This is a genomic window from Actinoplanes teichomyceticus ATCC 31121 (genome assembly GCF_003711105.1).
GTDB classification, from domain to species: Bacteria; Actinomycetota; Actinomycetes; order Mycobacteriales; family Micromonosporaceae; genus Actinoplanes; species Actinoplanes teichomyceticus.
The window spans coordinates 3298885-3323741 of record NZ_CP023865.1; the positions used below are offsets into that span (position 1 = coordinate 3298885).

At 74.1% G+C, this 24857-nt stretch carries 20 protein-coding genes; 11 read left to right on the forward strand and 9 right to left on the reverse strand.

The features are described from left to right. Window positions 1-25: 25 nt before the first annotated feature. On the reverse strand, window positions 26-1297 hold the full coding sequence (locus tag ACTEI_RS14795) for an MFS transporter (RefSeq protein ID WP_122978193.1): 1272 nt from the start codon (window positions 1295-1297) through the stop codon (window positions 26-28). 261 nt (window positions 1298-1558) lie between these two features. Here ACTEI_RS14795 and ACTEI_RS14800 point away from each other — a divergent pair, with 261 nt between their 5' ends. Further along, window positions 1559-4039, forward strand: a complete 2481-nt coding sequence (locus tag ACTEI_RS14800; RefSeq protein ID WP_122978194.1) for an ROK family protein — start codon at window positions 1559-1561, stop codon at window positions 4037-4039. 97 nt (window positions 4040-4136) lie between these two features. On the opposite strand, the gene ACTEI_RS14805 is transcribed toward ACTEI_RS14800, so the two are convergent. From ACTEI_RS14805 to ACTEI_RS14815, 3 genes are all read right to left on the reverse strand, one after another. Beyond that, window positions 4137-5585: a glycosyl hydrolase family 18 protein gene (locus ACTEI_RS14805; protein WP_122978195.1), complete on the reverse strand. Its 1449-nt coding sequence runs from the start codon at window positions 5583-5585 to the stop codon at window positions 4137-4139. Between the two features lie 77 nt (window positions 5586-5662). Next, window positions 5663-6469 (reverse strand): molybdate ABC transporter substrate-binding protein, encoded by an 807-nt coding sequence (locus ACTEI_RS14810; protein WP_122978196.1) that lies wholly within the window; start codon window positions 6467-6469, stop codon window positions 5663-5665. Window positions 6470-6543: 74 nt separating this feature from the next. Beyond that, window positions 6544-7269: a lytic polysaccharide monooxygenase gene (locus ACTEI_RS14815; RefSeq protein WP_122978197.1), complete on the reverse strand. Its 726-nt coding sequence runs from the start codon at window positions 7267-7269 to the stop codon at window positions 6544-6546. A gap of 357 nt (window positions 7270-7626) precedes the next feature. Between ACTEI_RS14815 and ACTEI_RS14820 the strand changes: the two genes are divergently transcribed. Next, entirely contained in the window at window positions 7627-9288 is a 1662-nt protein-coding gene (locus ACTEI_RS14820) for a hypothetical protein (protein ID WP_145831074.1), read from the forward strand. A 44-nt stretch (window positions 9289-9332) separates the two neighbouring features. On the opposite strand, the gene ACTEI_RS14825 is transcribed toward ACTEI_RS14820, so the two are convergent. Then, entirely contained in the window at window positions 9333-10697 is a 1365-nt protein-coding gene (locus ACTEI_RS14825) for an AfsR/SARP family transcriptional regulator (RefSeq protein ID WP_145831073.1), read from the reverse strand. Window positions 10698-10988: 291 nt separating this feature from the next. Here ACTEI_RS14825 and ACTEI_RS14830 point away from each other — a divergent pair, with 291 nt between their 5' ends. The 7 genes from ACTEI_RS14830 to ACTEI_RS14860 all read left to right on the forward strand — a co-directional run bounded on the left by ACTEI_RS14830 (window position 10989) and on the right by ACTEI_RS14860 (window position 17656). Next, on the forward strand, window positions 10989-12107 hold the full coding sequence (locus ACTEI_RS14830) for an NAD-dependent epimerase/dehydratase family protein (RefSeq protein ID WP_122982153.1): 1119 nt from the start codon (window positions 10989-10991) through the stop codon (window positions 12105-12107). After that, entirely contained in the window at window positions 12100-13251 is a 1152-nt protein-coding gene (locus tag ACTEI_RS14835; RefSeq protein WP_239082607.1) for a glycosyltransferase, read from the forward strand. The genes ACTEI_RS14830 and ACTEI_RS14835 overlap by 8 nt, the downstream gene beginning before the upstream one ends. Window positions 13252-13263: 12 nt before the next feature. Further along, complete coding sequence (locus ACTEI_RS14840) at window positions 13264-13995, forward strand: hypothetical protein (RefSeq protein WP_122978200.1); 732 nt, start codon at window positions 13264-13266, stop codon at window positions 13993-13995. Next, window positions 13992-14330, forward strand: coding sequence for a hypothetical protein (locus ACTEI_RS14845; RefSeq protein ID WP_122978201.1), 339 nt, complete (start codon window positions 13992-13994; stop codon window positions 14328-14330). The genes ACTEI_RS14840 and ACTEI_RS14845 overlap by 4 nt, the downstream gene beginning before the upstream one ends. After that, the gene (locus ACTEI_RS14850; RefSeq protein ID WP_122978202.1) at window positions 14330-15442 is read left to right on the forward strand and encodes a glycosyltransferase family 4 protein; all 1113 of its coding nucleotides are present in this window, start codon (window positions 14330-14332) and stop codon (window positions 15440-15442) included. Before ACTEI_RS14845 ends, ACTEI_RS14850 begins: the two co-directional genes overlap by 1 nt. Further along, window positions 15439-16263 (forward strand): hypothetical protein, encoded by an 825-nt coding sequence (locus tag ACTEI_RS14855; protein WP_122978203.1) that lies wholly within the window; start codon window positions 15439-15441, stop codon window positions 16261-16263. The genes ACTEI_RS14850 and ACTEI_RS14855 overlap by 4 nt, the downstream gene beginning before the upstream one ends. 559 nt (window positions 16264-16822) lie before the next feature. Then, window positions 16823-17656 (forward strand): DUF6209 family protein, encoded by an 834-nt coding sequence (locus ACTEI_RS14860; RefSeq protein WP_145831072.1) that lies wholly within the window; start codon window positions 16823-16825, stop codon window positions 17654-17656. Window positions 17657-17774: 118 nt separating this feature from the next. Here ACTEI_RS14860 and ACTEI_RS14865 read toward each other — a convergent pair whose 3' ends face one another. The 3 genes from ACTEI_RS14865 to ACTEI_RS14880 form a co-directional block, all read right to left on the reverse strand. Beyond that, the gene (locus ACTEI_RS14865) at window positions 17775-18293 is read right to left on the reverse strand and encodes a hypothetical protein (RefSeq protein WP_164465960.1); all 519 of its coding nucleotides are present in this window, start codon (window positions 18291-18293) and stop codon (window positions 17775-17777) included. Window positions 18294-18399: 106 nt separating this feature from the next. Then, window positions 18400-20397, reverse strand: coding sequence for a M4 family metallopeptidase (locus ACTEI_RS14870; RefSeq protein ID WP_122978206.1), 1998 nt, complete (start codon window positions 20395-20397; stop codon window positions 18400-18402). Window positions 20398-20983: 586 nt separating this feature from the next. Next, the gene (locus tag ACTEI_RS14880) at window positions 20984-21661 is read right to left on the reverse strand and encodes a response regulator transcription factor (protein WP_122982155.1); all 678 of its coding nucleotides are present in this window, start codon (window positions 21659-21661) and stop codon (window positions 20984-20986) included. A gap of 27 nt (window positions 21662-21688) precedes the next feature. Between ACTEI_RS14880 and ACTEI_RS14885 the strand changes: the two genes are divergently transcribed. Together ACTEI_RS14885 and ACTEI_RS14890 are read left to right on the forward strand one after the other, a co-directional pair. Beyond that, entirely contained in the window at window positions 21689-22273 is a 585-nt protein-coding gene (locus ACTEI_RS14885) for a hypothetical protein (protein WP_145831071.1), read from the forward strand. Between the two features lie 230 nt (window positions 22274-22503). Next, complete coding sequence (locus ACTEI_RS14890) at window positions 22504-23859, forward strand: sensor histidine kinase (protein WP_164465961.1); 1356 nt, start codon at window positions 22504-22506, stop codon at window positions 23857-23859. 203 nt (window positions 23860-24062) lie between these two features. On the opposite strand, the gene ACTEI_RS14895 is transcribed toward ACTEI_RS14890, so the two are convergent. Continuing rightward, a complete protein-coding gene (locus tag ACTEI_RS14895; protein ID WP_122978210.1) occupies window positions 24063-24779 on the reverse strand; it encodes a spermidine synthase in 717 nt (238 codons plus the stop codon). Window positions 24780-24857: the final 78 nt, after the last annotated feature.

The following is a 24857-nucleotide window of genomic DNA, read 5'->3' on the forward strand; positions in this document are numbered from 1 at the left end:
CCCCGGCGGTGTGGGAGGGGCGGGATCAGCGGGCGCCGCGAACCATGTGGACCAGCAGCGATCCGGCGACGGCCACGACCGCCCCGGACAGGAACAGGGCGCTGTAGTTCGCGTCGCCGCCACCGATGGCCAGGATCGGCGCGGCCAGGATCGGCACCAGCGACTGGGGCAGGGCGTTGGCGATGTTGAGCACGCCCATGTCCTTGGCCGCGTCGTCCGGGTTCGGCAGCACGTCGGTGGCGAGCGCCAGATCGACCGCGAGGTAGACGCCCTCGCCGAGGCCGAACAGCGCGCAGGCGGCGAGGAAGACGCCGAAGCTGCCGGCGAACGCGATGACCGCCAGGGACGCGGCGATGACCAGGCCCGCGCCGAACACGAACGGCCTGCGGCGCCCGGTGCGGTCGGACAGCGTGCCGCCCACTGCCGAGCCGGCGACCAGGCCCGCCGTGGTGATCAGCGTGGCCAGCAGGATGCCGTTGGCGACGGTGCCGCTGGTGTATCCGAATCGGTCGATCAGCAGGTAGGCCTGGTAGGTGGTGAGCGAGGAGAGGCCCATCCAGAGCAGGAAGCGGCTCAGGATGTTCCAGGCGAAGTCCGGGTGGCGGCGCGGGTCGACGGCGAAGGTTCGCAGGAACGCGCCGAGGCGGTACGGCGCGAAGTGTCCCTTCTCGGCCGGGCGGTCCTTGAGGATGGTCACCAGCAGGGCCACGGTGGCCACCCCGATCGCGGCGGGAACCGCGAACATCAGCAGGGCGTTGCCGGCCAGGGCCGCGGCGAGCGCGCTGCCGGCCAGGATCGCGACCGAGGTCATCAGGCCGAGGATGCCGCTGACCTTGCCGCGCTGCCGGGCCGGGATCTGGTCCGGCAGCAGCGCGGTCAGGGTGGCCAGGGTGGCGTTGACGCCGAGCTGCGCCAGCGCCCAGCCGGCGGTGAGCACCGGCACGCTGCCGCCGAGCGCGACGACCAGCAGGCCGGCGAAGCCGACCACCATGCCGCCGATCAGCCACGGGCGGCGGCGGCCGAAGCGGGAGGTGGTGCGGTCCGACATGGCGCCGAAGAAGGGGTTGCCGAGCAGCGCGAGGACGGCGCCGACGGACAGCACGGTGCCCAGGGCTGCGGCCTTGTCGTCCGGGGCGATCTGGGAGACCCGGATGGACATGGTCACCACGACCGGCGTGAGGATCGTCAGGTACGCCCCGAGCTGGGCGAGCGCCATCGCGACGATCAGCCGGGCGGGTGCGTCCGGTGCGGGGGGAACGGCCGTGGTGGTGGCCGGCCGGGACGAGACAGTGGTCATCGCACACCTCGATGGTCGGGGGGAGGGGAGTCGGGCGCGACCGGGCCGGCTTCCGGTGTGTTAACGCCGCGTGTGCTGAAGGTATCGACTCGATGTGCGCTGAACCAGGGGCGTCAGCGCTGCTCATGGTCAGGATTCGTCTGGGCCTCCGCTTTCTCGCCCGGCGTTGTGCCGGTTTTGTTGCCGACTGGGCGTGACCCCGGTCGCCGTCGGGGGCGGATTATGTCCAGCTTCGGCAAAACCGCAGGTTAGGCTCGCCGTATGTCTCCGCCCGCCGGTGGCCGCCGCGTTCACCAAGTCCGCCGCGATCTGCTCTTCGCCGCCGTCCGTGACGCCGGCCGGATCAGCCGCGCGGACCTGGTGCGCCGCACCGGCATGGCCAGGATGACGGTCAACGGCTTGGTCGCGGAGCTGGTCGCGGCCGGGCTGCTGGCCGAGGAGGAGGCGGTGCCGGACGGCACCCGCGCGGGCCGGCCCGCGCGTTCGGTCACCGTGGCCGCCGCCGCCGGCGGTGTGGTGGGCGCGGTCGTCGAGGCCGACGGCGTACACGTGGTCACGGTCGATCTGGCCGGTCGTCCCCGCGCCGAGCGCCACCTGCGGGTGGACACCGCCGACCCGCAGGTCGTGCTCGACGCGATCGCCGAGTTCGTCTCCTCCGCCGGCCGGGTCTGGTCGACCGTGGTGGGCCTGTCCGCCCCGATCAGCGGCGGCGTGGTCCAGTCCAGCAGCGTGCTGCCCGCCTGGTCCGGCATCGCCGCGGCCGGTGAGTTGCGGCGCCGACTCGCCCACCGGGTGACCGTGCGCAACGACGCCGACCTGTGCGTGCTCGGCGAGGTGCGGTACGGCGTCGCCGCCGGGCATCAGCACGTCTGCCACCTGCGGGTGGCCTCCGGGATCGGCTGCGGTCTGCTGCTCGGCGGTGTGCCGCACACCGGCGCGACCGGGGTGGCCGGCGAGATCGGCCACGTGCAGGTGGACGAGACCGGCGCCCTCTGCCGGTGCGGCAACCGTGGCTGCCTGGAGACGATCGCGTCACCACGGGAGATCCTGGCCGCGCTCTCCGCGACGTACGGCGAGCCGCTCACCGCCGCGCGGGCCGTGGAACTGGCCCGGCACGACGCGACGGCCGAACGGGTCCTGGCCGACGCCGGGCGCATGATCGGCCGGGTGGTGGCGGATCTGGCCAACACCGTGAACCCGTCGCTGGTGGTGCTGGACGGACCGCTGATCGAACCGGACGGGCCGTTGGTGCACGGGGTCCGGGACTCGCTGCGACGGTATGCGCAGCCCGAGGTGGCGCAGAGCACGCAGGTGCGGGTCAGCGCGCTCGGTGGCCGGGCGGCGCTGCTGGGGGCGGTGGCGGCCGCGCTGCGGGCCACACCGTCGGCCCGGGGGGACAGGGCTTTCACCCGAGCGGGTGCCGGGCCCGTCGCGCCGTTCGCCCTCGCACCGGCGGCGGTCGTCCCCGCGGCCGACGCCCCGGCTAGCCGGGATGGCGCGGCCCCGGCGGCGGGTGAGGGTCTGACCAGCCGGGATGGCGCGGCCCCGGCGGCGGGCGATCCCCCGCCGGCCGGGTCGTCCGCGGCGGTCGCGCCGGCCGCTGCCGCGCGGCGGCGGGAACTGTCGCCGGCGCGGCGGGAACGTCTCGTGCGCCGCGACATGATCACCGATGTGCTGCGGGGGCGGGGGCCGACCGCGCGCAGCGACATCGTACGGCTCACCCGGCTGCCCCGGGCCGCGGTCGTCGACCTGCTCGCCGAGCTCTGCCACGACGGCGTCGTCGAGCCGTGCCCCCCGGGCGCGAGCCGCTCCGGCCGGCCTTCGCCGCACTTCCGGCTGGCCGCCGCGGCCGGGGTGCTGCTCGGGCTGGCGCTGGGACCCGAAGGCGTCCGCGCGGTGGTCGCCGACGGCGCGGGCCGCGTGATCGACGACGGCTTCCGGCCCCTGCCGGCCGGTCACGAAACGCTGCAGCTGATGCGCACGGCCGCCGAGTTCGCCCGCGAGCTGATGGACCGGCACGGCGCGCACGCCACGGTGGCCGTCAGCGTGCCGTCGCCGGTACACCCGCTCACCGGCCGCTTCGGCGCCCGCAGCGTGTTGCCGATGTTCTCCGGCTTCTCCCCGGCCGAAGAGATCGCCGCGGTGCTCGGGCGTCCCGTCCAGGTCCACAACAACGCCCAGTTGTGCGCCCTCGCCGAGGCCCGGCGCGGCGCCGCCCGTGGCGCCCGCGACGTGCTCTACCTGCGCGCCGACCAGTTCACCGGCGCCGGCATCGTGGCCGGCGGGCGGATGCACCAGGGCGCCATCGGCTATGCCGGCGAGGTCGGTCACCTCAACGTCCGGGAGATCGGGCCGCTCTGCATCTGCGGCAGCCGCGGATGTCTGAGCGCCTTCCTCGCTCCGGCTTATTTCGGCGCGCTGCTGGAGCGGCCCCGTCTCGGCTCGCTCAGCGAGGACCGGCTGGTGGCCCTCGCTGTCGCCGGCGACCGCCCGGCCCGGCGCGCCCTGGTCGACGCGGGCCGTCTGATCGGGCGGACCGTCACGCCTCTGTGCGACGTGCTCAACCCGGCCGTCGTCGTGGTCGGCGGCCGCTACACCGAACCGGGCGCGTTCGTGGTCGACGGCGTGCGGGAAGCCCTGCACCGCCACTGCGCCCCCAGCGCCGCCGCCGGGCTGACGGTGGTCCCCGCCGCGCTGGGCCGCGACGCCGAACCGCTCGGCGCCATCGAGTCTCTTCTCTGACCCGGTCCGCGTCCCCGCGCCGGAAGCGGCCGCCGGTGATCGCGTGGTGGCGCGCGGACGGGGAGCCGGGACGGCCGGCTCCCCGTTTCCCGCGGTGTTACAGGTTGTTGCGGATGGCGGTGATCAGCTCACCGTTGGCGGTGTCGCCGGAGAACTCCCAGAAGAACGCTCCGCCCAGACCCTGCTGCTTGGCGTAGCTCATCTTCCCGGCGATCGTGGCGGGGGTGTCGTAGCTCCACCAGTTGCCGCCGCACTTGGCGTACGCGGTGCCGGCTACGGTGCCGGTGGCCGGGCAACTGTTCTTGAGAACCTTGTAGTCCTCGATGCCGGCCTCGTAGGTGCCCGGGGCCGCGCCGGTGGCGGCGCCGCCGGGTTCCGCCTGGGTGACCCCGGTCCAGCCACGGCCGTAGAAGCCGATGCCGAGCAGGATCTTGTCCGCCGGGACGCCCTTGCTCTTCAGTTTTGCGATCGCGGCGTCGGAGTGGAAGCCGGCGGTGGGGATGCCCGGGTAGGAGGTGAGCGGGGAGTGCGGGGCGGTGGGGCCCTTGTCCGCCCAGGCGCCGAAGTAGTCGTAGGTCATCGGGAAGATCTTGGTGAGCTTCTGCGCCGCGGTGGCGTAGTCGGTCGCGTCGATCTTCCCGCCGTCGCTGCCGTCGGCGGTGATCGCCGCGGTGATCAGGTAGCTCTGGCCGAACTTGGCACGCAGGGCCGAGACGACCCTGTCGAAGGCGTCCGGGCCGCTGGTGTCGCACTGCAGGCCGCAGGCGTTGGGGTACTCCCAGTCGATGTCGATGCCGTCGAACACGTCGGCCCAGCGCGGGTCCTCGATCATGTTGTAGCAGGAGTCCGCGAACGCGGCCGGGTTCTGCGCGGCCTGGGTGAAGCCGCCTGACCAGGTCCAGCCGCCGATCGAGTAGATGACCTTCAGGTGCGGATACTTCTTCTTCAGCTTGCGCAGCTGGTTGAAGGAGCCGCGCAGGGGCTGGTCCCAGGTGTCGGCGACGCCGTCGACCGACTGGTCGGCCGGGTAGGCCTTCTCGTAGTCGGCGTAGGAGTCGCCGATCGAGCAGCGGCCGTTGGCGCTGTTGCCGAACGCGTACAGGATGTGCGTGATCTTCGACGCCGAGCCGGACGTGTCGATGTTCTTCACGTGGTAGTTGCGGCCGTAGACGCCCCACTCGGCGAAGTAGCCGACGACCCATTTGTCGCCGGACGGGCCGGTCGGCGGGGTGGAGGGTGAGGTCGGCGGGGTGGACGGCGAGCTCGGCGGCGTGCTCGGCCCGGTTCCGTCGTCACAGGCGCCCCTGTCGGTCCAGACGCCCCACTGGCCGCCGGCGGTGGGCACGTCGCCCTGGGTCCACCACTTCGCCGAGTAGTTCCTGCCCTGGTACGACGCGGTGGCGCCGCCGGTGTAGACCTGGGTGGCGTTCCACGCCGGAGCGCAGGGCGTGGCCGCGGACGCCGGCGCTAGCGGTAGCAGCATCGCCGCCGCCGCGATCGCCGTTGCGGCGCCGGCCCCGAGGGCACGGCGTAATGACCTGGTCATGATGACACTCCGTCCTAACATCGATAAGCATCGATTGATTTGAGCGCGGGACGCCCTTGTCGCGCGCTGCGGTGCGGTCAGGCTGCGGTGAACCCGGCGTCGGAGAAGACCCGGGTGGCCAGCGCCGAGGTCATCAGCGCCCGGAAGGCGTCCGCGGTGACCGGGTTCCGGCTGTGCGCGGCGACCGTGAGGACGTACCGGTCGGCGTGCTCCAGGCCCTCGCGGAAGTCGACGACGCGCAGATCGGCGCCGGCCGCGACGACGTCGGTGCGGTGCACCAGGGCCACGTCCGCGGCTCCGGTGACCACGGCGGCCACCGCGCCACGCCCGTCCGCCCGCACCGTCACGCGATGCCGTCCGGTGCCGAGGCGAGCGGCGTCGCCGCAGCTCGTGCCGGTGGCGCACAGGGCCACCCGGACGCCGGGCCGCAGCAGGTCCGCGGCCGTGGTCCCGGTCGTCGTGCGGGCCGTGGCCAGCACCAGCGGGTCGCGGGCGACGGTCACGGAAGCGCCGTGGGCCGCGGCGCCCGCGGTGGCGGCCGGGTCGCCGGTGACCAGGACGTCCACCGCGGCGCCGCCGGCGAGGTGCCGGGCATGGCCGGCGCCGTACTCGACGAGCACGTCGGTGTGCGGGAATGCCTCCTCGAAGCTGGCGGCGAGCCGGTCGAGCACCGGGCGGAGCTGGTGGTCGGCGTGTACGACCAGGCGTCCGCGTGGTTGCCCGTGCGCCGTCGCGGTGCCCGGGGCCGCGGCGGCATGGTGGTGCTCCCCGGATGCGGCGCCCGGCGCCGGCGCCTGCTGCGGCGGCGCCGGAGCGGAGCAGGCCGCCGCGCCCAGCGACGCGGCCACGGCGATCGCGGCGGCGACCCGTCGAGCGACGATCATCGTTCTGGCCTTCCATGGTCGGGCGGTTCCGGCGGTTCCGGCCGGGCCGCGCGGCCCGGCCGGGTGGTCACCGGTCAGCAGGCGCCCTTGTCCTGCCAGACGCCCCACTGGCCGCCGCTGCCCGGTTCCTCGCCCTGGGTCCACCAGCGGGCGCTCCAGAGGTGCCCGGCGTGCGACACGGTGGCGCCGCCGGTGTAGACGGCGGAGGCGGACCACGCGGGCGCGCAGTCGCCGCCGGGCGGCGTCGTGGGCCCGGTCGGCGGCGTGCCGGGCTGGCCGCCGGTGCCGCCGACGTTGACGTCGGCGCAGGCGTAGAAGGCGTTCGCGGTGTCGTAGATGTTCCAGACGCTGAGGATCTTGTGGCGGCCCGCCGGCAGGTTCGTCAGGGTGTGCGACACGGTGGACGGTGGCTGCGAGGCGTTGCCGCTGATCGTCTGGTGCAGCTGGCCGTCGACGTAGTACTGCCAGTTGAGGGTGCGGTGCGCCGCGGTGTTGCGCCAGGTGAACGACGCCGTGCTGCCGATGTTGCTCACCCGCCAGCCCGCGGCGTCGTTGTCCAGGACGGTGAAGCTGCTGCCGCCGCTGCAGGTCCGCGCGCCCTTGGGCGCCTCGACGCTCTGCGGCTCGTAGGCCACCTGGCCGCAGTTGGCCACGACGCCCGTGGCGCACTGGTCCTGGCGGCTCGGCGGGCTGGTCATCCAGCCGTGTGCGGCGGCCGGGGCGGCCGGCAGGACGATCGCGGCGAGCGGCGCCAGCATCACCGTCGCGGCCGCCACGGCGGATCTCTTATTGATCTTCATGTCACTCCTGAACGCAGGGGGATGAGCGGGGAAGTGCGGCGAGACTTCGACGCCCGCCGATAATCATCAGAACGATTAACAGTTAACTTTGTCAACAGTACGAAGGAGAAAGTGCCGCCGGAGAACGCTCTCTTCGCAATCGGCCGCAAAAGAGCGCTCTCTATTGGCCATCACGTCGGCGAATGCATCGACCACCGTGCCCGACGTGACCGCCGCCGCGGTCGGCCCGAGGCCGGCACGGGCCCACCGGCATCCACCGGGGCCGCTCAAGGTTTTCTCACCCCGTTCTCCAGCGCCTCTCCAGCGCCGTCGCCACGGTGGAGAAAACCCTTCGCTCCCTACGGCATGGAGGTTCCAATGGCATCGCCGCCCCGCCCCGTCGTCCTGGCCGCGGCTCTGCTGCTCGCATCGACCGCTCCGGGCGGACCCGCCGTGGCAGCATCACCGGATACGGCGGCCACGACCGTGGACACCAGCGTGGTACTGCGTCCCGACGGGGACGTCGTGCGGGAGTGGTCCAGCGGCACGCCGGGCCCGGCGTGGGCCGCGCTCGACGACGCCGTCGTGCAGCCCGCGTCGGTGTCCGCCGCCGACTACATCTACGCGAGCGGCGCCGGCCGGCGTACCGAGGTCACGCTCGGCAGCACGCCGCTCTCCGCCGGCACGGCCGCCGTGACCGGCTGGTTCTACGCCAACACCGGTGGCGCCACCCAGCTGTCGGCCGAACTCGTGACGTCCGGCCGGGCGGTGGCGGCCACCACGGTGGCGGCCGGCGCGGGGTTCGCCTGGCGTTCGGTGAGCGCGACCGGAATCGGTCAGGCTGATCTGGACGATCTGCGACTGCGGTTCACCACGGCCGGGGGCGGCGACAGCAACGTGCGGGCCGCGTACGCATCCGCGGCGGTGAGCCCGGGCCCGGCGTGCACACCGGGCTGGGGCTCCTTCGGCCCCGGGGCGTGGCCGCCGGCCTGCTGGCGGCCGTTCGAGGCGAGCAGCCCGTTCAACACGCCGCTTCCGGCGAGTCCGCGGCTCATCGGCGGCAGCCAGCAGCGCTCCGACGCGATCAGGGCGCGGATCCTGGGCGACATCTCCGCCCGGGACTACCCGGGCCACATCAGCGCGGATCCGAGCGGTCTCGGCGGCGAGCCCACCTACTACGCGCAGCCGGGTGATCCGTCGTACGTGATCGACTGCCTGTCGTACGGCGGCGCCTGCACCATCGACGGCATGAGCGTGCGCATCCCGGCGCAGGCCGCGCCGGAGGGCGGCTGGTCGGCGCCGGCCGGCGCGGACCGGCATCTGACCGTGGTGGATCAGAGCACCGGATGGTCGTACGACATGTGGCAGGTACGCGGCAGCGGCCTGCCCGCGCCCGGCGGCACCCTGCAGATCTCCTTCGGCGGCCGGTCACGCGTGGTCGGCGAATGCCCTCCCGGCGTGCCGGCGGACGGCACCAACTGCGAGCCCACCGGCGTCGGGCACGGTACGGCCGCGCACTTCGCGGGGCTGGCCGGCCGGGTACGCGCCGAAGAGCTCCAGGCCGGCCGGATCGACCACGCGTTGAACATCGTGATCGACTGTGACAACGGCAGTTTCGTGTACCCGGCCCGCGGCAAGGGCAGGACCTGCGCGAACACCGTGGACGCACCGCCCATGGGCGCTCTGCTGCACCTGGCGATGACGCCGCAGCAGATCGACGCGCTGCCGGTGCAGCCCTGGAAGAAGGTCTTCCTGCGAGCCATGGCCGAGTACGGCATGTACTTCGGCGACACCGGCTCGCAGAACCTGTTCTCCATCGAGACCGAGTCGGGCAACCAGTACACCGCGTTCGGCCGGCCCGACCCCTGGCTCGCCTACGGGCGGGCGAACTGGGAGCCGTACACCGCCGACGGGGTGACCTCGTACGTGGCGAAGCTCTACAACCGTCCCGGCGACCCCGATCCCACCCTGGACTGGACCTCGGCGGTGTGGAGTCACCTGCGGGTGCTCGACCCGTGCGTGGCCCAGCGGAGCTGCTGATCGCGTGAGCGTTCCCGCCGGCGACCGTGCGCCGGCGGGAACGCTCAGTCGTTCAGGACGGTGACGTGCAGCGGCAGGACCGACTGCCGGCGTTCGGGCATCCGGATCACGGTGAGCAGCGCCCACCGGCCGGCATGCGTGCGCAGGCACATCTCGGCGCCGGGGGCCAGCCCGGCCAGCCGGACGTTGCCACCGCCCTTGCGGGACAGGCCGCGGCAGACCTGCGGCGGGTCGCCGGGATTGACCGCGTGAACGGCGTTGAAGGCGTTGGTCTCGGTCAGGTCGACCCCGGAGATCTGGTCGTGCGGCGCGTCCGGGCTGGTGCGGTACAGGTCGAGATGGTGGTAGTCGGGCGAGCGCGGGTCGTTGGTGGCATGCCAGTCGCTGGGCTGCCCGGCGGGGATGTCGAGGTCGTAGCCGATGCCGGGCCGGACGGCCACGTCGAACTCCGCGAAGATCCCATCCGCGGGCGGCGCGTGCGGCGTCCCGCGGTCACGCGCGCCCAGCCCGGCGACAACCATGACCGCCAGGACGGCCACCGCGGCGATCCGTCCCCGTCCGGGCCGGCGCGCCGCTCGGGAGGGCGCCGTGGGCCGTGCCCGGGACCGGGCCACCGGTGGCGGCGGCAACGCGCGCCGGGCGTCGTCGATCCCGAGATCCGGGTCCTGCCGCAGGATCCGCTGCTCCAGCCGGTGGAGTTTGGGGCCGGGCTCGACGCCCAGTTCCGCGACCAGGCGGGCCCGGGCGGCGCGGTAGACGCCGAGCGCGTCGGCCTGCCGGCCGGACCGGTAGAGGGCCAGCATGAGCTGCGCCACCGGCTCCTCCCGCCACGGGTTCGTCAGCACCAGGCCCTCCAGCTCGCCCACCACCTCGGCATGCCGGCCCAGCGCCAGATCGGCGTCGATCCGCAGCTCGGTGGCCACCAGCCGGCACTGCTCCAGCCGGGCCGCCTCCCGCCGTGCGCTGTCACCGGGCGCATTGCCGTACGCGGCCCCGCGCCACCAGCCGAGGGCGGCGTGCAGCAGATCCGCGGCCTTGTCGTACTCCGCCGCCTCCAGGGCCGCCCGGCCCCGGCGCACCGCCTCCTCGAACCGGCGGCTGTCCAGCTGGTCCGGCGGCAGATCCAGCACGTAGCCGCCGGGGACCGAGCGCAGCACGCGCGGTTTGTCGCCGGGGCCGCGCTCCGGTTCGAGCAGGCGGCGCAGCTGGGACACGTACGTCTGCAGGGTGTTCGTGGCGCTCACCGGCGGACCGTCGGGCCAGACCTCCGCGCCGAGGGCATCGAAGGAAACCAGCTGTCCGCAATGCACCACCAGGTACGCCAGCACGGCGCGCGCCTTGGCGGCGCGGACGACGACGTCCCGCCCGCCGTGCCGCACGGTCAGCGGACCCAGTACCAGGATCTCCACGGCCCCCACCCTGTCACCGATAGCCCGGTGTCAATGCACAGCGTTGCGTATCGGACAGTTCGAGCTCCTGTTCCGACGCCTCGTCGCCGGACGCCGGCCGTGCCAGCAGCGGTTCGGGTGCGTTCCGCGATCCGCACGCCGGGGACGTGGCCGCCGCCGGCGCCGGCGTGCTGACGCGGCCCCACGACGGCCGGCGCGAACCAGCGCCGGACGCTGCCGGCAGCGCCCGCGGCCGTCGCGCCGGCCGGCGGGCGGGACGGCCGCCGTCGCCCGTCGGCTAGAGTGCCGCTGGTGCGGGTAGTGGTGACCGGAGCGGCCGGGTTCGTCGGCAGCCATCTCGTCGCCACGCTCGCCGCCGCCGGGCACGACGTGCTCGCGGTCGACGCGCCGGGCCGGGCCGCGTCACCGGAGGCCGCCGTGGCCAACCGCGCCGCACTCGCCCGAGCCGGCGTGCCGGTGACCGACAGTGATCTCGCCACCGACGACCTGGCGCCGCTCGTGCGGGCGGACGCGATCCTGCACCTGGCCGGCCGGCCCGGGGTGCGCAGCTCCTGGGGGAGCGGGGCGGCCGACGCGTACCGGGACAACATCACCGCCACCGGCCGGCTGCTGGCCGCCTGCGCCGCCCGGCCCGCCGGACGGCGCCCGCGGTTCGTGCTGGCGTCGAGCTCCTCGGTGTACGGCAGCGCCGAGCGTCCCTGCGCCGAGGACGACCCGATCTCGCCGCAGAGCCCGTACGCGCGATCGAAAGCCGTGGCGGAACGGCTCGCGCAGCGGGCCGCCGCCCGGGACGGGGTGCCCACCGTCATCCTGCGCTACTTCTCCGTGTACGGGCCGCGGCAGCGGCCGGACATGGCCTTCCACCGGTTCATCGAGGCGGCGCTGGACGGCGTCCCCGCGCCGCTGTACGGCGACGGCCGGCAGAGCCGGTCGTTCACCTTCGTCGGCGACGTGGTGGAGGCGACCGTGCGCGCGGCGCGGGCGCCGCTGGCCCCGGGCACCGTGCTCAACGTGGGCAGTCCGGTCCCGGTCGGCGTCCGCGACGCCCTGGCGCGCATCGGTACGCTGCTCGGCGCCCCGGCGCCGACCGTGGCGGCCGCCGCCGCGCCCGGTGACGTCGCGCGCACCTGGGCCGGCGCCGACCGGGCCGCGCGGCTGCTCGGCTGGACCGCCCGGACCGGCCTGGACGAGGGACTGGCCCGGCAGGTCGCCTGGCACCGCGAACGCCGCGACCCCGGCCGTGAGCTGCACCGGCCCGGCCGCGACACCGACCATGACCAGCACCGGCCGGACCGGGACACCGACCATGACCAGCACCGGCCCGGCCGCGACACCGACCATGACCAGCACCGGCCGGGCCGCGACCAGCACCGGCCCGGCCGGGAGCGCCGGGAGCCGAGCCGTGCCTGACCTCCACCGCGCGGCCTACATCGCGTTCGACCGCTTCCCGTCGGCCAAGGGCTCCGCCGTGCACATCCGGCACATGGCGGCCGAGCTGTTCACCCGCTACGGCGGTGGCCTGCTCTGCGTGCTCGGCGGCGGGGGCCTGCCCGGGTACCAGCGGGAGAACGGCGTGGAGATCGTCCGGTTCGGCGCGGTGGTGCCGAACCTGCTGGACCGCGCCGAGGCGTTCTCCGCCTGGGTCGCCGAGCGCCTCGCCGCGCACCGCGCCACGCTGCGGCTGTGCCACGTGCGCGACCCGTGGGGCGCGCTGCCCGCCCTGGACACCGGCGCCCGCCTGGTCTACGAGGCCAACGGCCTGCCCTCGATCGAGCTGCCGTACGCCTGGCCCCGGGCCGCGCCCACCACCCTCGCCAAGATCGCCGACCTGGAGCGGACCTGCCTGGCGCGGGCCGACGCGGTGGTCGTCCCGTCCCGGGTCATCGAGCGGGCGGTCATCGGCCGGGGCGTGCCGGCCGAGCGCGTCCACCTGATCCCGAACGGCGCCGACCCGGTGCCGGCCGGCCTGCCGCGCCCGGCCGGCGCCCCGGACCGGTACCTCGTCTACGTCGGCGCGCTGCAACCGTGGCAGGGCGTCGACGTGCTGCTGCGCGCGTTCGCCCGGCTGGCCGACCTGACCGGCCTGACGCTGGTGATCTGCTCCTCGGTGCCACCGGCACGGGCCCGCCCCCTGCACCGGCTCGCCGAACGCCTGGGCATCGCCGACCGGGTCCTCTGGCGGTACACGCTGCCGCACCGTGAGGTCGCCGCCTGGCTGGCGCACGCCGACGTGTCGGTCGCGCCGCTGACCGCCAGCGCGCGCAACGTCCAGCAGGGGTGCAGTCCGATCAAGGTGTGGGAGTCGATGGCGGCCGGCACCGCGGTCGTCGCCTCCGACCTGCCGGTGATCCGCGAGGTGCTGGGCGAGCACGGGCGGCTGGTGCCGCCGGACCGCCCGGCCGAGCTGGCCCGTGCCGTCCGGGTGCTGCTGGAGTACCCACAGGCCGCCGCGGACCTCGCCCGGCAGGCCCGGCAGCACGTCGAACAGGGCTTCACCTGGGCACACGCACGGGCTCGGCTGGCGGCCGTCTACGACCGCCTGGAGGCCCGCTGATACCGTCCGGTCATGTTCTGGCGCAGGCAGAAGGCCGCCATCGCGGATTTCCATCCGGTACACCAGGCGCTGATCTTCGACCGGGCGTTCTCCGCGGCGCTGCCGGCGGCCGGCTGGGCCGCGCTGACCGCCAGCCTGGCCCGGCACGGGCTGGTGCGGCGCCGCAAGTGGGCGCTGCCGCAGCGCGCCGTGGACGTCGTCGTGCCGCTGATCGTCGAGCTCTGCTCCGATCTGGGGCCGGACGGCACCCTGTCGGTCACCGCCGACCTGCGCGGTCCCGACGCGCCCGGCAAGACCAGCGCGCCGCGCGACCTGCCGGTGCGCCCGCCGCTGCGGTCGGCCACCGAGACCCGGACCGTGGACCCGTGGCTGCGGATGCGCGGCGAGCTGCGCGACGGCAGCGTTCTGGAGATTCTGGTCGTCGACCGGGAATGCCGCCGCCGGATCACCAAACGCAACCCGCGCGGCAAGTACAAGTCCAAGCGCAAGAGCAAACTGAGCCAGACCATCCGGGTACGCCGGAGGCTGCCCAAGAACGTGGCCGGCCGGCGGCCCGCCACACCGCCGCCACGCTGGATCGGGGTGGTCCTGCGACCGGGGTCGCGCCGCAGCGTGCTGGCCACCGCCAAGCTGTCCCGGTTGCCGGCCAGTGGGCCGGAGCAGGTCCACCGGATCCTGACCGTGGCCGTCGAGCCGTTCCGCTGGACGCCGCAGCCCGGCGCCGGACAACGAGGTGTCGCATGACTCCCTGCGCGGTCACCACCGGCTTCTTCACGCTGGGCAAGTGTGGGCAGATGGCGGTCGCCGGCTGCCCGGCGTGCGGCCGGCCGATCTGTGCCGACCACGTGGCCGACGGCGGGCTGTGCCCGGAGTGCGCGGCCGCCCGCAACCAGGTCGGGCATCCGGCCGCGGCCGCCGCGCAGCGGCGCCGGGCGTACCGGCACAGCAGCTCCGCCGAGTACCGCGACACCGGCTGGTACGCCGGGTTCGACGCGTACGACCGGGCGGCGTTCGACCCGGGGTCCGCGGCGGACCAGGACTACCTCGACGACGGTGACGACGCGCTCGTGGACAGCTGATGCGGCTGCTCTGGATCACCGAGAACTACCCGCCCAGCCCGGGCGGGATGGCCAACTCCTGCGACCGGATCGTGCGCGGGCTGCGGCAGGCGGGCGTCCTGGTCGACGTGGTGCACCTGAGCCGCCGCGCCACCCCGCCGCGGGTGTCGCACGAGCCGGGCGGCCGGCTGCACACCGTGCCGCTGGGTGAGGACCCGGAGCACGCGCTGCGCCTGCTGTGGACCACGCTGGTGCCGCAGGCCGGCGGGTACACCCACGTGGTCGCGTTCGGCGGCGTCTACCCGCTGCTGGCCGCGCCGGTCTACGCCGCCTGGGCCGGTCTGCCGCTGGTCACCCTGCTGCGCGGCAACGACTTCGACACCGGCATGTTCTCGCTGCGCCGCCAGCCGGTGGTGCTGGAGGCGCTGCGCTCGTCGGCGCACGTCTGCGTGGTGGCCGCCGGCACGGCCCCGCTGGTGACCGCGCTGGCGCCGGCGACCCCGGTCACCTGGATCGCCAACGGCATCGACACTGATCAGTGGGAGATCCTGCCGTCGGAACGGCAGAAGGCGGCGGCGTGGCGCGCCGAGCACGTCGCCCCGGACCGCCGCACGATCGGCGTGATCGGCCAGCTGAAGAGCAAGAAGGGCGTGCGTCTGCTGCTGGACGCGGTGCGGGCCGGCCGGCACGCGCAGCGCTTCCACGTGGTGCTGGCCGGCGAGCTGGAGCCGGGCATCGACGCGTGGCTGCGGGCGCACCCGGAGACGGCGTACACGGTGCTGCCCTTCCAGGACCGCTACCAGCTGCTGAGCGTGTACGCCGCGTGCGACCTGGTGGCGCTGCCGTCGTTCTACGACGGCCTGCCGAACGTGGCGCTGGAGGCCGCGGCGCTGGGCGTCCCGCTGCTCGCCTCGGACGCCGGGGGGCTGGCCGACCTGGTCGACGAGGAGATCGGCTTCCGGTTCCCGGCCGGTGACGAACATGCCTGCCGGGCGGCGGTGCACCGGGCCGCGCTGGCCGGCGACGACGAGCTCGCCGCGCGGGGCGCCGCGGGGGCACGGCGGGTCCGGGAACGGTTCGGTGTGGCCGCCGAGACCGACGGCTACCTGCGGGTGCTGGCCGCCGTACGGTGATCGTCTGCTATGCGCAGGGCGGCGGCCTCGGGCACCTGACGCGGGTCCGGGCCTACCTGCACACCGTGCACGCCGACGAGCCGGCCACGGTGCTGACCACCTCGCCGTTCGGCGCCGATCCGCGGGTGCTCGGCCCGCACCGGCCGCGGTCGCTGCCGCCGGGCGCCGATCCGGCCGCGGTGCTGCGCGAGCTGCGCCCGGACACCCTGGTCGTCGACGCGTTCCCGGCCGGGATCCGCGGGGAACTGCGCGCGGCATCGGTGCCGCCGGGCACCCGCACCGTGCACCTGGCGCGGCTGCTGCGCTGGGACGCGTACCGCGAGCTGCTGCCGCCGGACCCGATCCGTTTCGACCGGACCTGGACGGTGGAGCCGGTGACCGGCGCGCACGGCGCCCACCTGACGCGCACCTCGGCCGCGGTCGCTCCGCTGTCACTGACCGACCCGCCGGCCGGGGTCGGCCCGGATGGGGGTGTCGCGCACGGTGCCTGGCTGATTCTGCACAGCGGCCCGGACGCCGAGATCGACGAGCTGATCGGGTACGCCCGGGAGTGCGCCGCCCTGGAGGGGGAGCGGCCCCGGCTGGTGCTGGCCGCGCCGCGCCGCCCGTGCGGACTTCCGGACGACGTCGGGCACCTCGCCACGTACCCGGCCTGGCCGCTGTTCGAGCGAGCCGCCCGCATCGTCACGGCGGCCGGCTTCAACGCGGTACGCCAGGCGGCGCCGTGGCGCGCGAAGCACCGGATGCTGCCGTTCCCGCGCCGCTGGGACGACCAGTTCACCCGCGCCGCGCGCGCCCGGCGGGAGGTGGCGCTCGGCTGAGCGGGAATCGTCCGCGGGGCCGGGCGCGGGTGGCGACGATCATCGATGGCTCGGGACGCTCGCGTCGCCGCGCTCGACGAGCGCGGCCGGCGCCGTCCTGAGTGGACCGGTGCGGGTGTCCCGAATCCTGCAAATTCTTGCAGACGCGGGCCGTATTTCCGCGCGCGCGGCGCAGCGACGCTCGTTGCTGGCCGGTCCGTGGTCGTCCCCGGCACGGCGATGGTGAGTGTCCACTGTCTCATCGCGGTGAAGTCGATGGGGAAGACGCTGGCCACCGTACCGCCAGCCGGCTCGACTGATCGTCAATCTTGAATGTCGCCACATGGCGTTCACTTCCAAGAAATGAAAGAACTTGCAAAGCTCCGTGCCCACTCCACTATGGTCATCGGCGTACCCGACATCGCCGTCCGGCCGTGACGTCGGCCGCACCACCGCCATCGCGTCACGCCCCAGGCTCTCAGCGTTCCCACACGAGCGACCCGCAACGAGCGTCAGGTTCTCTCCTCCGCATGACGCTCGGCGGTCCCGGATTCGCGCTCGTCGTCAGGAAGGAAAGTCCATGACCATGTCACGCATGCCGCGTAGTGTGCTGACGGTGGCCGCGGCGCTCATCGCCGCTGCCGGAGTCTTCGCCGCTCCGGCCGACGCCAGCCCGTCCCCGGCCGGCACGGGTGCGCCTGTGCTGCACTTCCACGCCGATGGAAGCACGTCGGTCGAGGGAGTCATCGAGTCCGGCCGTCCCGTCCAGATCGACTTCGATCCGGCTCGCCTGTCCAAGTGCCGCGGCACGGACGAGTACGGCGACTCCTGGGGCATCTCGGTCCAGTACCGCATCGACGGAGGTCAGGTGCGGGTGTACCCGGTCACCGCAAGAGTGACGGCCGACGGCACGGACACCACGGTCAGGAGCCTGGGCATCCTGCAACTGCGCCCGGACACCCGGCACCTGCAGATGTGGTTCGTCGGCGAGGACCGCACCGGATGCCACGAAGAGGACACCGACCACGGCGCGAACTACCAGTTCGACATCAACCAGCCGCCGGTGCTGGCCCGCGCCACCTACCAGGCCGACTGGTCCGAGACCCTGACCGGGTCGCTGCGCCAGGGCGGTGCCCTGGTGATCGACTACGATCCGGCTCGGCTCCCGCAGTGCCGTACCACCTACCGGGGCTACCCCGCCTGGCAGATCGACGCCTTCTACCGATTCGACGGCGGCCCGGTGCGGTCCACACCGGTGAACCAGGGCGCCGAGGCGATCCCGATCCGCATCGACGTTCCGGCGAACGCCCAGCAGATCGAGACGTGGTTCACGATCGGAGTTCCCTACCCGCCCACCGGGTGCTCGGCGTACGACTCGGACTACGGCAAGAACTACACCTTCTCCATCGACTGACACGAGCGTGGGCCAGTCGGTGCACCCGCCTGGCCCGGTACGCATCACCGCACCCCTCGAAGGGGCGGGCACGCGGCGCCACCGGCAGCACGGGTGCCGGTGACGCCGCCCAGGCCCGTCAGCGGGCGAACAGGCCCGCGCTGATGCTCAGGAGCCGGTCGAGAGCGGCCCCGTGCCCGCCCCCGCAGTCCGGTACGACCGTGGTCGCCGACGGGGTGACGAACCGGTACTCGTAGCCGTCGGCGCACACCGGCGCCCCGGGTGACGGCGCGGCCCGCGCGGCCAGATCCGGCGTGCTCAACAGCCGCCGCAGCTCGGCGGTGGTGGCGGCCGGCACCCGTACCGGCTCGGGCGCCCGGCCCTCACGGGTGAGGGTGGCGGACCCGTCGGCGGCGATCGAGGCGCTCTCGTCGAGGCCGGCGAACCCGCCGCGGCGGGTGACGGTGAGCGGGAACGCATTGCTCACGGTCGCCGCCGGTTCCGTGGTCGCCCCCGGCTCCGGCGGCGCGGAGGGCACCGGCGGCGCGGTGGCCGAGGTGGCCACCGGCGGCGGCGTGGTGGCGGCCGAGGACGGCCCGCTTGCCGGCTCGCCCTCGGCGCAGCCGGCAGCGGCGGCAAGCAGCAGCGCCGCAAGCACTACGGAGGTGTGTGACTGTCGCACCGCGGTGTCTCCAGGATCGTCGTGATGGCGGGCCGGCATCGGGCCGGGGCGGCGCGGCGCCACCCCGGCCCGATGCCGACGGTCAGCTCGCGGCGGGAACGTTCCAGCCGAGAACAGCATTGCCCGAACCGCTGTACGAGACGATCCGGTACCGGTAGGTGCCGGCCGTGCCGGTGTAGGACAGCGCCTCGCGTGACGTCTCCCCGGTCGAGCGGGCCACGACCGCCCACCGTCCGCCGACGTTCTTGTCGAGGTACAGGTCGAAGTCGGTTCCGCTGGGCCCGGCGAGGCAGGCGGTGTGGCGCCCGCGGCCGGCGGTGAACGTGTCGGTGGCGACCGTCTGGCCGGTGGTGACCGCGCCGCTGTCGTGCGAGGAGAACCCGGCCTGGCAGTCGCCGGTGGGCGACTGGGTCGGGGCGGGGCCGCCGGTGGCGCTCGGGCCGGCGGTCGGGCTGCCGGTCGCCGTGGGACCGGCCGTCGGGGTGCTGCCGCCGGTGCAGGCGGGCTCGCCGCTGCCGGCCGGGACGCTGACGGCGCTCCAGGCGGCCTTGACGGTGGCGCACTCGGGGCCGTTGCCGAACAGCTGGGCGGCGGCGGCCACCGAGGCCGCGCGGGCCTTGGCGTGGGTCCAGCCGCTCGTCTTGCGCATCAGCGTGTTCATGTAGATCTGGCCGGCCTTGCGGATGCCGATGCCGGTCACGGTGCTGTTGTTGCAGGTCGGGCTGGCCGGCTGGCCGTTGGTCGGACGCGAGCCCTCGGCGAGCAGGTAGAACCAGTGGTTCTGCGGGCCGGCCGCGGCGTGCACCTCGGTGGACGGGATGCTGCTGGAGAAGCAGTTCGGGTCGCCGAGCTTGGACGGATCGGCCATGTTGCGGATCGGCCCGTTGCCGGTCAGGTTCGCCACCTCACCGGTGGTGTAGTCGCCCGGGTCGTTCGGGTTGTTGGCGTAGAACTCGGTCAGCGCGCCGAAGATGTCACCGGTGGACTCGTTCAGGCCGCCGGCCTCGTTGCCGCCGCTGGAGCCGCCGGGGGTGAACTGGTTGATCGCGTGCCCGAACTCGTGACCGACGACGTCGATGCTGTTGAGCAGGCGGCGGCCGTCGGAGGAGCGGCCGATCTCGATGCGGGAGCCGTTCCAGAAGGCGTTGACGTCGGCCAGGCCCTGCCGGATCGGGAAGCCGCGGCCGTTGCCGTCGATGCCGTTGCGGCCCAGCCACTCGCGCAGCATGTTCCACTCCTGCTGGACGGCGTACATCGCGTCCACGCAGCCGGTGACCAGGTCGGTGGCGCTGCCGTTGCCCCAGGTGTCGGTGGTGCTGGTGAACGGCGCGCCGTTCTGCCCGCCGCAGGCCAGGCCCGGCCGGGTCGGGTCGTTCATGCTGAAGCTGCCGCCCGAGCCCCGGGTGTCGATGTTCACGGTGCCGTAGTAGGCGCCGCGGCCGGTCGCGTCGACGATGTCGTCACGGGTCAGGTCGTCGATGACCTTGCCGGTGGCGGCGTCCACGAACACGTGCAGGTTGCTGGGCGCGGTTCCCTGCGCGGTGCGCTTGGTGCCACTGACGACGACCTCGTACGCCAGGACACCGGCACCCTGCGCGACGACCGTCAGCGTCGGCTTGCCCGTGGTCCGTACGGTGGTGAGCTTCTTACGGGCGGTCGCGGCGGCGGCCCCGGGGCTGACCTTCGCGGAGGTGCCGACCGTCAGCGCCTGCTCCTGGGCCACGTAGTTGCCCAGCACCGTGCCGGCGGTGTCGGTGACCACGACCGCGTCGCCGCCGTGCACCGGAAGGCCCCGGTAGGTGCGCTCGTAGGCGACGTACTGCAGGCCGTTCTGGCTGATCACCTGGCGCCGGACGAGCTTGTCGCGGCCACCCTTGAAGAAGATCTTGGGCTTGTTCGCCACGAGCGCCTGCGCCGACGTCGTCGCGCGGGAGGTGGCGAGGGTGGTCGGCACCGGTTCGGCCGTGGTCGCCGTGGGGGGCTTCGTGGTGGCCGCGTTTCCCTGCGGCATGGTCAGGGCGATGGACCCCGCTACGGTGACGGCCGCAAGGCCGGTCGCCACCGCGACTTTGTGCTTCAACGGTGCTCCTTGCACGGATGCTCACGACGCCGATTGCCGGGTGGTGCCCGGTCGAGCGCCGTCGTGAGGTGAGGGGATTCGCTCGTGTCCCGAGCGAGTGCAAGTCTTGGTCGAAGCAATACCTCGGTCAATGCACTTAATGCATGCTTAATCCTCGGAAGCTTTCCGTTTCAGTTCCTTACGGTGCCCTTACGGGAACCTTTATCGGAGCGATGCGGTACGTCACGATGGGTGCCGCCGCCGTGACGACCCCGGGCTCGGCTCCGCACGCGCCGCCCTGGACCCGCCACGCGGGCCGGCCCACGGTGCCGTTCCGCCCGCGGATCGGCGCCCGAGCCGTTCGGCGCAATGGCTGCCGTGACGCCGGAGCCGCCGTCCGGGACGCCTTTTCGCGCGGCCGTCGAGGTGGTCGCCGGTGTGGTGCGGCGGACCCGGGACCTTCCCGATATCGGCGTGGCCACCCGCGACCCGGAGGGCCCGATCGCCGATGGACGGCGGAGGGATCCGGGGCCGGACGGGTCCGGGCTCACCGCGAGCGCCGCCGCGCGTGCGGTGCCGCCCGGGTGACCGCCTCACCACGGCGGGTCTACCGGGCGGGCTCCGGCGGGGAGAGGCGGATGCCGACGCCGCGGACGGTGTGCACGTAGCGGGGCTGGGCGGCCCGTTCCCCGAGCTTGCGGCGCAGCCAGGTGACGTGCACGTCGACGGTCTCCAGCGACCGGCTCTCCGCCGGCCACACGTCGGTCAGCAGCTGACGGCGGGTCACCACCGTGCCGGCCCGCCGCATCAGGTACGCCAGCAGGTCGAACTCCAGCCGGGACAGTTGCAGCGGCACCCCGTCGAGGGTGGCCGTGCGCGCCTGCGGGTCCAGCGACAGCCCGCCCACGGTCAGGCCGGCGACCGCCGGGCCGCCGTGGCCGCGGCGCAGCACCGCCGCGATCCGGGCCTCGATCTGCTCGGCCGAGTACGGCTTGACCACGTAGTCGTCGGCGCCGGCCCGCAACAGCCGGATCATCTCGCTCTCCTGCTCGCGGGCGGTCGCGACGACGATCGGCACCTGCGAGGTGGCCCGGATCCGGCGCAGCACGGCCGCGCCGTCGAGGTCGGGCAGCCCGAGGTCGAGCACCACCACGTCCGGGGGCCACGCCGCCGCCTCGCGCAGCCCGTCGAGGGCGGTCCCGCACAACCGCACGTCGTGCCCGGTCGCGCTCAGCAACCGGCCGATGGCCTGCCGGACGTCGACGTCGTCCTCGATCACCAACACCTGGGACATTGCCACACCGTATCGCTCGTGCAGAATACGACCATGGGCCGGAGCTGGAGTTATGTTGCGGGGTGGCTCGCGGTGACGATCACCGCGGTCGCCGTCTCCTGGTTCGGTGTCCAACTCGGCATCGCCCCGGCGATCACCGACGAGCCCCCGGTGGCGATCGACGTGAACCGCCGGTACACCGAGATCCGGTTCGGGCTCGCCGAGTCGGCGACCCCGAGCCCGGCCGCTTCCCGTCCGGCCACCCGTCGATCGTCGAAGGTCCGCCCGTCGCGTACCACGGCGTCACCGGCGCCGCGGAGGACGGCCAGCCGACGCCCGAGCGCCACCGTCTCGTCCAGCACCTCGCCGTCCCCGTCGCCGACGGCCGACCAGCGGCCCCGCTACCGGATCAACGCCGACGGCGGGACGATCACCGTCGCCTACTCCGCGACCCGGGTCGACGTGGTCGGCACCGATCCGCTGCCCGGCTACGCGGTCAGCGCCGTCCGGCGCAGCGACACCATCGTCGTGGCGCGGCTGTCCGGTCCCGGCCACACCTCCGCCATCACGGCGTACTGGAACGGCGGCCCGGCGGCGCAGGTCATCGAGGAGTACGGCTCCTGAGCGGGCCGTCGAGGGCCGCTCCGGCGATGCCACGTTCCCGGCGGTGGAGCCGCGATCCGCGTTCCCGGCGGTGGAGCCGCGATCCGCGTTCCCGGCGGTGGAGCCGCGATCACCACGCCGCGGCCCGGCGCCGCGCCGGTCGTCGACCTTGACCTCTGAGCCGGCAACCAGGCCGGGCGTGCTACCGCCGCTGGTGGAGCACGGCCGGTACGGCTATGGTCGGCGGTCCCATGAGACGCAGCTACGTACTGGTCGCCCTCGCCGTCACCACCCTGGTGGCGCTGGCGTTCGTCATCCCGCTCGCGCTGCTGGTGCACAGCGCCGTCCAGGATCGTGCGATGCGCGAGGCCGAACGGCAGGCCCTCGGCCTCTCCGCCGTGGTCGTGGTCGCCACCGACCGCGACCTCGTCCTCAACTCGATCATGAGCACGCGCGCCGGGCAGCATGGTGAGCTCGCCGCGCACCTGCCCGCCCTCGGCACCGTCGGAGTCAGCCGGGTCACCCCCGGCGCCGTCATCCAGGTGCGGCAGCGCGAGACGGCCGGCACCGTCACCGTCGACGGCGGCCGGGTCTACCTGCGGCCGGTCGCACTGCCGCAGGGCCTGATCGCGGTCATCGAGGTGTTCGTCCCGGGCACGTCGCTGCGGGCCGGTGTGCCGACCGCGGTGCTGGTGCTCGTCCTGGAAGCGGTGGTGCTGGTCGGTCTGTGCATGGTCCTCGCCGACCGGCTCGCCGCCCGGGTCGTCCGGTCCACCCGTGACCTGGCACGCACCGCCACCAGCCTGGGCGCCGGTCAACTGCATGCCCGGGTACGCCCCAGCGGCCCCCGCGAGATCGAGGAGGTCGGCGCGGCCCTCAACGTGCTCGCCGACCGGTTCCTGGAGCTGCTCGCCAAGGAGCGGGCGCTCGCCGCGAACCTGTCCCACCGGCTGCGGGTGCCGTTGACCGCGCTGCGGCTCAACGCCGAGGCGCTGGCTGCCGGCGACGACCGGGACCGCCAGCTGCGGGTCGTCGACCGGCTGGAGCACGAGATCAGCGCGGTGATCAGCGAGGCGAGCCGCCCGCTGGCCGCCCGTCCCCGCCTGCACTGCGATCTCGGCGCGGTGGTGGCGGACCGCACCGCGTTCTGGGGCGCCCTCGCCGAGGATCAGGGCCGGCCGTGGCAGGCCGACCCGCCGCCCGAGGGCATCACCGTGCCGGCCGCCTGGTCCCGGGTCACCGAGGCGCTGGACGTGCTGCTCGGCAACGTCTTCCACCACACCGGCGAGGACGCGGCCTGCCGGGTCACCGTCGTACGGGCCGCCGCGTCGGCGACGGTGATCGTCGACGACGCCGGCCCCGGCTTCACCGACCCGGACGCCGCCCTGGCCCGTGGCGCCAGCGACGCCAACTCCACCGGCCTGGGGCTCGACATCGCGCAGCGGCTCGCCGCCGACACCGGCGGGGGCCTGACGGTGGGTCGCAACGAGTGGGGTGGTGCCCGGGTGCGACTCACCCTGGGCACGTTGCCGGATGAGACACCGGCCGCCGCCCCGCGCCGGCGCCGCTGGTGGCGCGGTCTCGGCGGGGTCCACGCCCGCCTCTGAGATCCGGGCCGGCACGCCGCCGCCCCGAACCGTCCCCGGTCAGGCGGCGGCGGCGACGTGGAGGGTGTCGGCCGCCGCCCGGGACCGTCCCCGGTCAGGCGGTGGCGGCGACGTGGAGGGTGTCGGCCGCCGCCCGGGACCGTCCCCGGTCAGGCGGTGGCGGCGACGTGGAGGGTGTCGGCCGCCGCCGGGACCGTCCCCGGTCAGGCGGTGGCGGCGACGTAGACGGTGTTGGCCGACTCGCCGCCGGTCAACGGATTGGCGAAGGTCACCACGTGGGCGTCCGCCGTGTGGAAACACTGCCGCAGGGCGGTCAGGAACGCCTCGTCCGGGGCATCGTCGGACCACAGGCCGAACACCCCGCCCGGCGTCAACCGGTCCGCGACCCGGCCCAGCCCGGCCGGTGTGTACAGGTCGGCGTGGGTCGCGTCCAGGACGTTGCCGGGCGAGTGGTCGATGTCGACCAGGACGGCGTCGAAACGCCGGTCCGGGGCGGCCGGGTCGAAGCCCTCACCGTCGCGCAGCAGCGCGAAGAAGTCACCGTGCAGCAGCCTGGTCCGCGGGTCGGTGGCCAGCGCGCCGCCGCCGGGCAGCAGGTCACGGCGGTGCCAGTCGATGACCGGCTCCAGCGCCTCCACCACGGTCAGGCTCCGGACCCGGTCGTCGGCGAGGACGGTGTGGGCGGTGCAGCCGAGGCCCAGACCGCCGACGACCACGTCGCACGGCCGGTCGGGCAGCATCGCCAGACCCAGCCGCGCCAGCTCCCGCTCGGCGACGGTGAACATGCTCGACATCAGGTACTCGTCGCCGAGTTTGACCTCGTACACCTCGATCCCGGTGATCGGTTCCCGGCGGCGGCGCAGGCTGATCTCGCCGAGGCGGGTCGAAGCCCAGCCGAGTTCGGCGAATCGGGACGGCATGGGTGTCCTCCGGAGCGGTGCACAGCGCGGGGGCCCGATGCCCCGGTGGGGAACGTACGACGCCGCCGACCCTAGTCG